Source organism: Pseudomonas oryzihabitans, from assembly GCF_001518815.1.
Lineage (GTDB): Bacteria > Pseudomonadota > Gammaproteobacteria > Pseudomonadales > Pseudomonadaceae > Chryseomonas > Chryseomonas oryzihabitans_E.
Map to the genome: position 1 here is coordinate 2,719,632 of NZ_CP013987.1, position 11,881 is coordinate 2,731,512.

Annotated in this window: 11 protein-coding genes and 1 pseudogene; 5 read left to right on the forward strand and 7 right to left on the reverse strand. The window is 66.8% G+C overall.

What is annotated here, in order from left to right; all coding sequences use genetic code 11:
• Positions 1-46: 46 nt before the first annotated feature.
• The 5 genes from APT59_RS12555 to APT59_RS12575 are packed head-to-tail and all read right to left on the reverse strand — an operon-like array spanning position 47 to position 5,488.
• Entirely contained in the window at positions 47-1,075 is a 1,029-nt protein-coding gene (locus APT59_RS12555; RefSeq protein ID WP_059315153.1) for a Zn-dependent oxidoreductase, read from the reverse strand.
• 14 nt (positions 1,076-1,089) lie between these two features.
• On the reverse strand, positions 1,090-2,301 hold the full coding sequence (gene manD, locus APT59_RS12560) for a D-mannonate dehydratase ManD (protein ID WP_059315154.1): 1,212 nt from the start codon (positions 2,299-2,301) through the stop codon (positions 1,090-1,092).
• Positions 2,302-2,305: 4 nt separating this feature from the next.
• The gene (locus APT59_RS12565; RefSeq protein ID WP_059315155.1) at positions 2,306-3,289 is read right to left on the reverse strand and encodes a sugar kinase; all 984 of its coding nucleotides are present in this window, start codon (positions 3,287-3,289) and stop codon (positions 2,306-2,308) included.
• Between the two features lie 14 nt (positions 3,290-3,303).
• Positions 3,304-4,197 (reverse strand): SMP-30/gluconolactonase/LRE family protein, encoded by an 894-nt coding sequence (locus tag APT59_RS12570; RefSeq protein WP_059315156.1) that lies wholly within the window; start codon positions 4,195-4,197, stop codon positions 3,304-3,306.
• Positions 4,184-5,488 (reverse strand): MFS transporter, encoded by a 1,305-nt coding sequence (locus APT59_RS12575; RefSeq protein ID WP_237140515.1) that lies wholly within the window; start codon positions 5,486-5,488, stop codon positions 4,184-4,186. Before APT59_RS12575 ends, APT59_RS12570 begins: the two co-directional genes overlap by 14 nt.
• 181 nt (positions 5,489-5,669) lie before the next feature.
• On the opposite strand from APT59_RS12575, the gene kdgR reads away from it, so the two are divergent.
• From kdgR to APT59_RS22985, 3 genes and pseudogenes are all read left to right on the forward strand, one after another.
• On the forward strand, positions 5,670-6,452 hold the full coding sequence (gene kdgR / locus APT59_RS12580; RefSeq protein WP_059315157.1) for a DNA-binding transcriptional regulator KdgR: 783 nt from the start codon (positions 5,670-5,672) through the stop codon (positions 6,450-6,452).
• A 272-nt stretch (positions 6,453-6,724) separates the two neighbouring features.
• A pseudogene (locus APT59_RS22980) lies at positions 6,725-7,474 on the forward strand (MCP four helix bundle domain-containing protein); the annotation flags it as partial.
• A gap of 66 nt (positions 7,475-7,540) precedes the next feature.
• Positions 7,541-8,329, forward strand: a complete 789-nt coding sequence (locus tag APT59_RS22985) for a methyl-accepting chemotaxis protein (RefSeq protein ID WP_420480518.1) — start codon at positions 7,541-7,543, stop codon at positions 8,327-8,329.
• A 37-nt stretch (positions 8,330-8,366) separates the two neighbouring features.
• On the opposite strand, the gene paaX is transcribed toward APT59_RS22985, so the two are convergent.
• Positions 8,367-9,290, reverse strand: a complete 924-nt coding sequence (gene paaX, locus APT59_RS12590) for a phenylacetic acid degradation operon negative regulatory protein PaaX (RefSeq protein WP_059315159.1) — start codon at positions 9,288-9,290, stop codon at positions 8,367-8,369.
• A gap of 76 nt (positions 9,291-9,366) precedes the next feature.
• Positions 9,367-9,966, reverse strand: a complete 600-nt coding sequence (paaY, locus tag APT59_RS12595; protein ID WP_059315160.1) for a phenylacetic acid degradation protein PaaY — start codon at positions 9,964-9,966, stop codon at positions 9,367-9,369.
• 317 nt (positions 9,967-10,283) lie between these two features.
• On the opposite strand from paaY, the gene paaF reads away from it, so the two are divergent.
• Positions 10,284-11,057, forward strand: coding sequence for a 2,3-dehydroadipyl-CoA hydratase PaaF (gene paaF / locus APT59_RS12600; protein ID WP_059315161.1), 774 nt, complete (start codon positions 10,284-10,286; stop codon positions 11,055-11,057).
• Positions 11,058-11,089: 32 nt separating this feature from the next.
• Positions 11,090-11,881: a 2-(1,2-epoxy-1,2-dihydrophenyl)acetyl-CoA isomerase PaaG gene (gene paaG / locus APT59_RS12605; protein WP_059315162.1), complete on the forward strand. Its 792-nt coding sequence runs from the start codon at positions 11,090-11,092 to the stop codon at positions 11,879-11,881.

Sequence of the window (11,881 nt, forward strand, 5' to 3'; positions counted from 1 at the left end):
TATTCGGTAAGGCATCAGAGAACTCCCCGAGGGGGGAGCGTGTTTTTCAGGCGTTACCACCCCACTGCACCAGCACCTTGCGCGTCTGCTCGGGGTGCTTTTCGATCAGATCGATGGCGGCCGGCATCTCCTGGCTGGCCACCTGGTGACTGATCAGCGCCGCAGCATCCAGCTTGCCTGCCGCCAATAGCTCGATGACCCGCGGAAAACGCCCGTTGTTGAGCCGCGAACCCACCAGGGTCAATTCCTTCTTGATGATCTCCAGCTGCACCAGCTCGCTGGGCGTGGCGCTGAAACCCAGCAGGCCGATGCGCCCCGCCGGCGAGGCCAGGCGAACGATCTCTGGCAGCAGGGCCGGATGGCAGGCCGCATCGACGATCAGGGGTACGCCCTCGCCACCGGTGGCCTCGCGCAGCGCCGCTTCCACGTCGGTATCGCGGCCGTTGAGGGTCCGCGTCGCCCCCAGGGCGCGGGCAGTGGCCAGGCGATCATCGAGTACGTCGGTGACGGTGATGTCCTCGATGCCCAACGCTCTGCCCATCTGCACCAGGGTCAGGCCGATCACACCCGCGCCGTAGATCAGCAATGAATCGCCGGGAAACACCTGCATCCGCTCCAGCACATTCAAGGCGATGCTGTAGGGCTCGACCAGGGCGGCCTGGGCCAGCGGCAGACCGGCCGGCAGGCGATGGGCATTGGCCGCAGGTACGCAGACCTCTTCGCTGAAGCCGCCATCGCGGTGCACGCCCAGTACCTGCAGGCGACTGCAGACGTTGGGGCGGCCGATGCGGCAGGGATAGCAGCTGCCGCAGGCGATCACCGGATCGACGCAGACCGGATCGCCCACCGCCAGGCCGCTGACCCCCTCGCCCATCTCGCGCACCACGCCGGCGAATTCGTGGCCGGTGACGCGGGGGAAGCGCACGAAGGCGTTCTGGCCGTGGATGATGTGCATGTCCGAGCCGCAGATGCCGGCATAGGCCACCCCGACCCGGACCTCGCCGGGCGCCAGCGCGGGCACCGCGACCTCTTCGATGCTGAATTCGTGGGGTGCTCTGACCTGAAAGGCTTTCATCCTGGATTCCTCGCTCACCAATGCCACAGGGTGCCGTCCACCAGCCGGTTCACCGGCAGGCTGGCGCGTTTGTAGGGATAACGGGCGGCGAGGTCCTCGTCGATGTCCACGCCGTGGCCGGGCACCTCGCCCGGGGTGAAATGGCCGTCCTCGAAGCGATAGGCATGGGGAAAGACCTCGTCGATGCGCGCCTCGTGGGGCATGTGCTCCTGGATGCCGAAGTTGGGTACCCAGGTGTCGAAGTGCAGCGCCGCGCCCATGCACACCGGCGACAGGTCGGTAGCGCCATGGAAGCCGGTGCGCACCTGGTAGAGCGCCGCCAGGTCGGCGATGCGCCTCATGTGGGTGATGCCGCCGGCATGCACCAGGGTGGCGCGGATGTAGTCGATCAGCTGCTCCTGGATCAGTTCGCGGCAATCGTGGATGGAGTTGAACACCTCGCCCACCGCCAGCGGCGTGGTGGTGTGCTGGCGAATCAGCCGGAAGGCCTCCTGGTTTTCCGCCGGGGTGCAGTCTTCCAGCCAGAACAGGTTGTATTCCTCGACACGCTTGCCCAGCCGGCCCGCCTCGATGGGCGTCAGCCGGTGGTGCACGTCGTGCAGCAGATGCAGGTCGTCGCCGAAGCGCTCCCGCACCGCGGCGAACAGCTTGGGAACATGGTTCAGGTACTTGGCGGTGTCCCAGACGTGCTCCGCCGGCAGATCGCTGTCGGCCGGCTCGTAGCGCTCGCCCTCGCGCTTGGCCACGCCGTAGGTGGTGGGGATGCCCGGTACCCCGCACTGTACCCGTACCGCGCGATAGCCCTGCTCGACATGGCGGGCCACCTCGTCCAGGCAGCTCTCGATGTCCTTGCCGGTGGCGTGGCCATAGACCATCACCCGCTCGCGGCTCTTGCCGCCAAGCAGCTGGTACAGCGGCAGGTTGGCGGCCTTGGCCTTGAGATCCCAGAGCGCCACGTCCACCGCGGCGATGGCGGTCATGGTGACTGGGCCGCGCCGCCAGTAGGCCCCGCGATAGAGGTACTGCCAGATGTCTTCGATGCGGTGGGCGTCGCGGCCGATCAGCGCCGGCAGCACGTGTTCCTCCAGGTAGGCCACGACCGCCAGCTCGCGGCCATTCAGGGTGGCGTCACCCAGGCCGTACAGGCCTTCGTCGGTGACGATCTTGAGCGTGACCAGATTGCGGCCGGGACAGGTGACGATGACGCGGGCTTCCGTGATCTTCATGGGTTCAAGCCTGGGCAGTGAGAGAAAGAGACAGGGGCGGCATTGCCGGCATGGCCGCGCGCGGGATGAGCGCGCCAGGATGCTGGATGACCGTGGCGGCGAGGCGATGGCCCCAGCGGGCGGCCACGTCGGGCGCACCACCCTGGAGGCGGCAGGCCAGGTAGGCAGCGCTGAAGGAATCGCCGGCGGCCGTGGTGTCGACCACCCGGGCGACCGCTTCGCCATGCACCTCCTGGCGCCCCTGGCGATCCTGCACCAGGCAACTGCGGGCACCCCGCTTGAGCGCGACCTCGGCCACCCCCCACTCGGCGTACTGGGCGAACAGCGCGGCTTCGTCAGCGAAGCCGAACAGCGCGGCGTCGTCCTCCCAGGTCACCAGCGCCAGGTCGGTGAGCTGCAGCAGCCGCTGGTAAGCCGTGCGCGCGGCCTGGACGCCTGGCCACAGCCGTGGCCGGTAGTTGTTGTCGAACACAAGGCGGGTACCTGCGGCGCGTGCTTCACGCAAGGCGGCGAACAGCCGCTCGCGCCCGGTATCGGTCAGCACCGCGAGGCTGATGCCACTGAGATAGAGCACCTGATAACCAGCCAGCGCCGTCAGCAGGGGCTGGGCGTCGGCGCCGTCGAAACATTCGCGTGCCGCCGCCTCGCCCCGCCAGTACAGAAAGCGCCGCTCGCCATCGGCGTCGGTCTGGATCAGGTAGAGGCCCGGCAGGCGCCCGGGCAGCACCCGCACCCGCTCGTCACTCACGCCCTCCTCGCGCCAACGGGCGCGCATGGCCTGGCTCAGGGTGTCGTCGCCCACCGCGGTCAGGTAATCCACCTGCACCTCGCCATCCTCCAGCAGGCGCCGCAGGTAGACGGCCGCATTGAGCGTATCGCCGCCAAAGGCCTGGGCCAGTTGCCCATCCGCCTGGGTACGCAACTCGACCATGCACTCGCCGATGAGGCCGATGCGGGTCAGCGGGGACGAAACGAGGGGCAGCGTCATGCAGATTCCTTTGGTTATTCCGGTACCCGGACGCGGCAGGCGGAAATCGCCAGGCCGGGTACCCCGGGATCAAGATGGAAGGTACGGCCGGCCAGGGGCTGGGCCAGGCGCGCACGGTCGTCGAGTCCCACGCAGGCGGTGGTCACCAGCAACTGCTCCAGACGCTCGCCATAGAAGGCGCAGGAAGTCACCCGCGCCACCGGGAAATCCAGCCAGTCGAGCAGGTGCCCCTGGGCATCCCAGCGACTCAGCCGAGCGCCGTCCCAGTGTGCGATCCACAGGGCGCCCTGGCTGTCCACCGCGAGCCCATCGGGCACGCCGGGCTGATCACCGAAGTCGATCAAGGTTCGCGTCCGACCGAGTTGGCCACTGCTGAGATCGAAATCGAAGGCCTGCACCCGGCGGGTGGGCGAATCGATGTAGTAGAAGGTACGGTTGTCCGGGCTCCAGCCCAGACCATTGGAGACGGTGACGCCGTCGAGCACCTGGTGCAGGCGGCCGTCGAGGTCGAGGCAATACAGTCGTCCACCGCCTGGCGCCTCGTCGAGCAGCGTCGTACCCAGCCAGAAGCGTCCCAGCGCATCGCACTTGCCATCATTGAAGCGATGCTGCGGCCCATGTACCGCCTGGGGCGGCGTCGTGATCCGCACCGGTTGCGAGGTACCGGCGGCGAGGCGCCAGATGCCATCGCTCAAGGCCAGCCAGATGGAGCCATCGACATGGGGAACGGCGCAGCCCAGCGGCCGCCCGAAGCCCAGGACATCGACCTCGGCGGACTGGTGCGGCGCCGCCCGCAACAGCCGGCCGGCGAGAATATCGACCCACAGTAGCGCCCGCTGCCGGGCGTCCCACACCGGCCCTTCGCCCAGCTCATCCTGGTGATCGAACAGACACTCAGGCTGCGCCATGACCGGTCTCCTCCACGAAGCGCAGCGGAATCAGCACCAGCAGGCAGCTCAGCGCTAGCATGGCGTAGCTCCAGTGCCAGCCGAAATGCTCGATCACATAACCGGCCACCGGTCCTACCAGAAAGCCCGCGAGGCCTAGGCCGACCCCGATAAGCAGGCCCAGGCCACTGCCGGCCGCGCGTGGCGAAGAGTCCACCGCCAGCGAGTAGAGCACCACATAGGGCGAATTGCGGAACAGGCCCCAGGCCAGCAACAGGGTCCAGGCCATGGCGCGGCTGTCGATGAACATGCACAGGGCGACGCACACGGAGAAACCGACGGTCAGGATACCCAGGGCGAACTTGCGGCCGCGGCGGTCACTCAGGGTTCCCCAGAAGATCTGCCCTGCCCAGCCCACCAGGCCCGAGGCGCCCGAAATCACCGCGGCTTCGGCCAGCGTCAGGCCCAGCTGGCTGGTCAGCTGATAGGTCAGAAAGGTGGCCACGCCCATTTCGGTCCAGAGAAACAGGAAGTTCATCACCAGGCAGAGGCGCACATTGCGCTCGGCGAACGCCTGGCGCAGGTTGGTCAACGGATTGCGCGAAACCGGCGCCGAAGCATCGACGGGAACCGTAAGGTGCGCCTGGCGAATCCAGGCATAGACCTGCTCCTCGTTGCGACGCCGCCCCAGGTACAGCTGCAGCAGGATGATCGGCAGGCCGATAAGGGGAATCCACAGGAAGGTGGCGCGCCAATCGCCATTGGCCAGGATCAATCCCATCAATACCGGGCCGGCGAACTGGCCGAGCGGCATGCCGGTGTGATGGACACCCAGGGCGAAGCCGCGATTCTCCTTCTGCCAGAATTCGCTGGCGACCGCGATGTTGACCGGCTCCATGGCGCCGGTGCCGAGGCCCATGGTGAATCTCAGCACCTGCAAGGCGCCCAGCGAACGCGCATAGACGGTGGCGAAGGCCGAGCCTATGGTCAGCGCGCAGGCACCCACCCAGCTCCAGGCACGGCGATGGCCGGTGCCGACGCTATCGGCCAGCACCCCCACCACCAGGGCCCCGATCAGGGTACCGACAAAGCTCAGGGAACTGAGCCAGCCGCCCTGGGCGGCGTCCAGACCATACTCCTGCATGATCGCCGGCAGCACCGTCGGCAGGAGCTGGCGATCCACCGAAATCATCAGCATCGCCAGGGTAGTGACGCCCAGCATCTGCCAGGAGACCGGGTGAGCCCGGGGCAGCCAACCAGAGGCACGACCGGCAGGCGCCAGGGCGCCCGGCGCTTTGGTAGTGGATTTCATCGTAGCAGGTCCCGTTGTTGTTTTTGTCCGCTTCGCTGGCAACCGCCAGCGCTGGGATACCGACCCTTAGCAAAATTATGTGGAACGTTGTTCCATTCGCTAAATCCAGTGTCGCTGGCATTTCCCGCATCCGTCAATCAGAATGGAACAGTGTTCCGTCAACCAGACGACAGGCGGTCTTATGGAAAAAACAGCGACGCTCGGCAACGACATGGTTAGCGCGGTCGGCCGCACCCTGGCGGTACTGGAGGCTCTTGGCGAGCGCGAGGATGACTGCGGCGTCTCCGAGCTGGCGCAGCAGCTCGGCCTGTCCAAGAGCACTGTTCACCGCTTCCTGCAGACGCTCAAGGCACTGGGCTATGTGGTCCAGGACACCGAGGACCGCTACCGGCTGAGCGTCAAGCTGTTCGAGCTGGGGGCCCGCGCCCTGCCCCAGCTGGACTTGGTCCGTGAGGCCGAACCGGGGATGCGTCACCTCAACGATCTCACCGGGGAAACCGTGCATCTCGGCATCTTCGACGAAGGCGCCATCGTCTACGTACACAAGCTCGATTCGCGCTACACCCTGCGCATGTATTCGCGCATCGGCCGCCGGGCGCCGTTGTATTGCACCGGGATCGGCAAGGTCCTGATGGCCTGGCGCCCGGAGGGCGAGGTCCGCCAGATTCTGGCCCAGGAAACCTTTGTTCGCCGCACGCCTAATACCCTCGACAGCCTGGACGCCTACCTTGCGGAACTGGCGCGCGTCCGCGACTTGGGCTTTGCCGAGGACCACGAGGAATTCGAGGACAACATGAGGTGCCTGGCCGCGCCGATCCGCGATCGTTTCGGCCAGGTCGTCGCCGGCCTGAGCGTGTCCTTTCCGTGCTTTCGCTTCCGTGAGGAACTCAAGGCCGACTACGTCCGGGAGATGCTCACCACCACGGCACGGATCTCCGCCCAGCTCGGTGCACCAGCGCGCTAGCGATTCCTGATCGTCCGGCGCATGCGGGTCGCCGGGCGCCCGCCGCCAGCACCCCGGCGTGACTTGGGCGGCCGTTCACCGCTGGTCCCCGCGCCCCGCTGGCGGTGCCTTCCAGTCCCATGGCTCTTCGCCAGACGGATGGCCATGCGGCTTGGGCCTTCTTAAGGTACCGCTAAGACACCCCCTATAGCGTGTGACGCACATCACAAACCAATCCCACTGTCCAGCTGGGAATCTTCAAGGTGACTGTCATGATGATGCGCACACTCAAGATGGGCCGCCGCTCGGCTCTGGCCTTCTCGATTATCGTAGCAATCGTCATCACGCTCGGCGCCATTGCCGTGACCCAGATGCACCTGCTGAGGCAGTCGGAAATCAAGGTGGAAACGGACTGGATGCCCAGTGTCCGCCAGGCCGGTGAGATGACCGCGGCGCTGCTCCGGCTCCGTCTCGAAAGCCTGCGCAGCCTTGGCACCCTTGATCCGGCGCTCAAACCGGAAATGGTCGATACCCTGGCCGATCTGCGCGGCCGCTTTTCCACCCAGGTCAAGGCCTATGCACGGCTGGTGTCCAGCGACGAAGAGCAGCAGCTCTACCAGACCGTGCAGAATGGCACCTCCGCCTATCTCGGCCAGCTGGACACCTTCGAGACCCTGTATCGGCGCGGCGACCTGCAGGGCGCCTCCGCGCTGGCCAATGGCAGCTTGCGCGCGGCGGCAGATCAGGTGCAGACGCAGATCGAAAACCTGGCTGCCCTGAACGACCGCGGAGCCACCGCCTCGGGGATCGAGGCGACCCAGATCTATAATCACGGCCTGGCCTGGACCATCGGCCTGATCGCTACCACCCTGCTGGTCACCGTGACGCTGGCGCTCCTGCTGACGCGCAGCATCACGCTCCCCATCAGCGAAGCGCTGCGCATCGCCCAACGGATCGCCAACAAGGATCTCTCCGAAGACATCCAGGTCGTAGGCCGTGACGAGGCTGCCGGCCTGCTGACCGCCCTGGCCGGCATGCAGGCCAATCTGCGCGACACCGTCGCGCACCTGGCGGACAGCTCCGGCCAGCTCGCCGCCGCGGCCGAGGAGATGACCGCGGTGATCGACGAGGGTAACCATGGCCTGCTCAGGCAGAACGACGAGATCAGCCAGGTCGCCACGGCGGTGACGGAAATGAGCGCCGCCGTGGACGAGGTGGCGCGCCATGCCGAGGAAAGCGCCGGCGCGTCGCAACAGGGCAGCGCTCTTACCCGGGCCGGCCTGCAGCACGTCGGCTCCACCCTCGCCGCCATCGAGCGGCTGACCGCCCAGGTTGGTCAGAGCAGCGGCCAGATCCAGACCCTGTCTAGCCGGGTCCAGGACATCAGCAACGTCGTCGACGTCATCCGCGCCATCGCCGAGCAGACCAACCTGCTGGCCCTCAATGCCGCCATCGAGGCCGCCCGGGCAGGCGACCAGGGACGCGGCTTCGCCGTGGTGGCGGATGAGGTCAGGGCGCTGGCCCATCGTACCCAGCAGTCGACGCGAGAGATCGAGACGATGATCACCACCATCCAGCACGACTCCACGGAGGCGGTGAAGGCCATGCAGCAGAGCAGCCAGACGGCCGCCGCCTCCCTTGCCGTGGCCCGGGACGCCAACGGCGCGCTGCTGGCCATCGCCGAGGCCATGGGCGGCATCGACGAACGCAGTGCCCTGATCGCCACGGCCGCCGAAGAACAGGCGCTGGTCGCCAAGGACATCGACCGCGGCCTGATCAGCATCAAGGACCTGTCCGATCAGAGCGCCGCCGGCGCAAGTCAGACCTCCGGGGCCAGCAACGAGGTCTCGCGCCTGGCCGCGGGCCTCAAGCTGGTGGTGGCCGAGTTCGTGATCTAGCCAGTGGACTCAAGGTCCCCTGAGGTACCGCCCTGGATTAGCGCAACCCGCCAAAGCGCCGATAGAAGCCGTCGTTCATCTCCGGCAGCGGACCATCGGCGGTTTCCAACACCTGGGCCAGGTAACCTTCAGCCGGTAGCGCGGTGAGTCGATAGAGGTTGCGACAGAGTTGCCGGGCCGCACGGCCTTCCCAGTCGGCAGGCAGCAATTCGTCTGGCAGCTGGGGATCGCGCAGGACCAGCTTGCGGTACTCGTGGATCAGCAGCAGTCGCACCAGAAAGCATTCCTGGGCATCGAGCGCGGTCTTCTCGTTCAGCGCCTGCCACAGGGGCCGGAACAGGGCGATGAATTCGCGGTAGTGCTCACCCAGTTCGTCCAGCCGCCAGCTGTCCCGCACCTGCAGGCGCATGGCCTTGGACGCCAGCACCTCCTGGCCACGAGTCTCGAAGATGAGGCTGTCGTCCAGCACGCCCAGCTCCTTGAGGGTGGTCGTGACATCGGCGCGGTCGCTGCGCGGACAGGCCAGGGTATTGGCCGCCAGCGCCCCGAAGCCCTGCCACTCCAGCTCTTCGCGGACGCGCTTGCGCTGCTCGGCGGGAACCTGCGACAGCAACACCATCAGCCAGGTACCGTCCCACGCCGCGGGCGCCCCGCTGTAGACGCGCTTGAAGGCCTTCTCGAAGCGGCGCCGCCCGGAGCCAGTGAGGCTGTAGTAGCTACGACGGCCGACTTTCTCCGCGATCAGCCACTCTTCCTTGGCCAGCCGAAAGACCGAGGTGCGCACCAGGCGTTCGTTGATGCCCATGGGTTCGAGCAGGGTGAAGAGGCTGCCGAGCCAGACCGTGCCACCGTGGGGCTCGATCACATCGCCATAGAGGGTAATGATCAGCGAACTGGCGCGGACGGGACCGTTCTGCTGGAAGCGGGCGATCAGTTGATCGAGTTGCGGCTGACTGCTCATGGGCGAATGCATGGAAAAGGAGCCGCGACTATACCCGCGCGGCCGCGGCGCTGACCACGCCCCTCCGCAGGGCTGTTCAGGACAACGAAGGCGTCTTGGGGCGGAAACCGGCATCCACCTGCCGCGGCCGATTCGCCTCCACCGCCGTCAGGGGCGCACACTCCGCCAATCCCTGCCGGCAACGCTGTGCCAGCAACTGGTATTCCGCCGTGCCCCGCTGCTTCCAAGCCAGCTCTTCGGCGCTCAGGGTGCGCACCACCTTGGCCGGCGAGCCCATCACCACGCTTAGCGGCGGGCACTCGAAGCCAGCCTTGACGAAGGCGGTGGCCGCTACCAGGCAGCGCTCGCCGATCCGCGCGTTGTCCATGACCACGGCGTTCATGCCTACCAGGCTGTCCGCGCCGATATGGCAGCCATGGAGCACGGCGCCATGACCGATATGGCCGTTCGACCCCACCACGGTGTCACTGGCGGGAAAGCCGTGCAGAACGCAGGTGTCCTGAACATTGGCGCCCTCCTCCAGCAGGATTCGCCCAAAGTCGCCCCGCAAGGCGGCCAGGGGGCCGACATAGCACCCCGGTCCGACGATGACGTCGCCGATCAGTACGGCGGTGGGGTGCACGAAGGCACTGGGATCCACGACCGGCACCAGGCCGTCGAGTCGGTAACAAGGCATCTGGCGATCTCCTCTACGCGGCCGCCCTGGCAAGCCGACTGAACGAAACACGCGGCAGCCTCGCCAGACAGGGCTGCACTCAAGGGCTGGCAAGGGACGACGGTAGGTCAGGCCCAAGGTCCCTCGGCCATCCCACCCTGACGAACACAACCAATACGCCAAAGAGACACAAATTAAAACCATAACGTTGATTATTTGTATCGGTTAGTGCCTATACTGAAGCTGTCGAGTGCCCGTTCCAGCACGAGACCCTGCTGCAGAACCAGAACAACACCAAGACGCCGGCCCTGAGCCGCGCCTGCTGCAAAGGAGTGTCCATGCCGCGCACCCTGAATGTGCTGCCGCCGGAGAAAGGTGTCTGCCTGATCACCCTCCAGCGCCCCGAGGCGCTGAATGCCCTCTCCACCGAACTGCTGGGCGAGTTGGCACAAGCCCTGGAAACAGCCGAACGGGAGCCTGAGGTCCGCGTCGTGGTCCTCACCGGCAGCCGCAAGGCCTTCGCCGCGGGCGCCGATCTCAAGGAGATGGCCGAACGGGATCTGATCGGTACCCTCGAAGACCCCCGGGTCCGCCACTGGCAACGCATCGCCGCCTTTTCCAAACCCCTGATCGCCGCGGTCAACGGCTTCGCCCTGGGCGGTGGCTGCGAGTTGGCCATGCATGCCGACATCCTCATCGCCGGCCGCGACGCCCGCTTCGGCCAACCGGAAATCAATCTCGGCATCATCCCCGGCGCGGGTGGTACCCAGCGCCTGCTGCGGGCGGTCGGCAAGTCCCAGGCCATGCAGATGGTGCTCACCGGCGAGGCCATCGATGCCTGCCAGGCCCAGCGCGTCGGCCTGGTCAGCGAGATCACCCAACCCGAACTCACCGTCGAGCGCGCCCTCGAAATCGGCCGACTCATCGCGGCCAAGGCGCCACTGGCGGTGCGCCTCGCCAAGGAGGTGCTGCTCAAGGCGCAAGACGTGGATCTCGCCAGCGGGCTGAAGATCGAGCGCCAGGCCTTCATCATGCTGGCGGGCACCGCGGACCGCACCGAAGGCCTTCGCGCCTTCCAGGAAAAACGCCCGCCGCGCTTCGTCGGCCGCTAAGCCCTTTCCGCCTCTGCCCTGGAGCCAGTCCCATGACCTTCGAACACCTGCTGTTCTCCGTCGAAGACGGCGTCGCCCTGCTCAGCCTGAATCGGCCGGAGCAGCTCAACAGCTTCACCCCGCCGATGCACCTGGAGCTGCGCGAGGCCCTCAAGCAGGTGCGCCAGACGCCCGAGGTGCGGGTGCTGCTGCTGACCGGTGAAGGGCGCGGCTTCTGCGCCGGCCAGGATCTCTCCGATCGCAATGTGGCACCCGAGGCGGCGATGCCAGATCTCGGCGCCTCCATCGAGACCTACTACAACCCCCTGATCCGCGCCCTGCGCGACTTGCCCATGCCGGTCATCTGCGCCGTGAACGGCGTGGCCGCCGGCGCCGGGGCCAATATCCCCCTGGCCTGCGACCTGGTCCTGGCCGCACGCTCGGCGAGTTTCATCCAGGCCTTCTGCAAGATCGGCCTGATCCCCGACTCGGGCGGCACCTGGATGCTGCCACGCCTCATCGGCATGGCCCGCGCCAAGGCGCTCGCCCTGCTGGGTGAACGTCTCACCGCCGAACAGGCCGCCGACTGGGGGCTGATCTACCGGGTGGTGGACGACGCCGAACTGCGCAGCGAAGCCCTCAAGCTTGCCCGCCATCTCGCGACCCAGCCCACGGCCGGACTGGCGCTGATCAAGCGCAGCCTGAACGCCAGTTTCGACAATAGTTTCGACGAGCAACTGGACCTGGAGCGCGACCTGCAACGCCTGGCCGGGCGCAGCGACGACTATCGTGAGGGTGTCAGCGCCTTCATGGCCAAGCGCTCCCCCACCTTCAGGGGCCGCTGA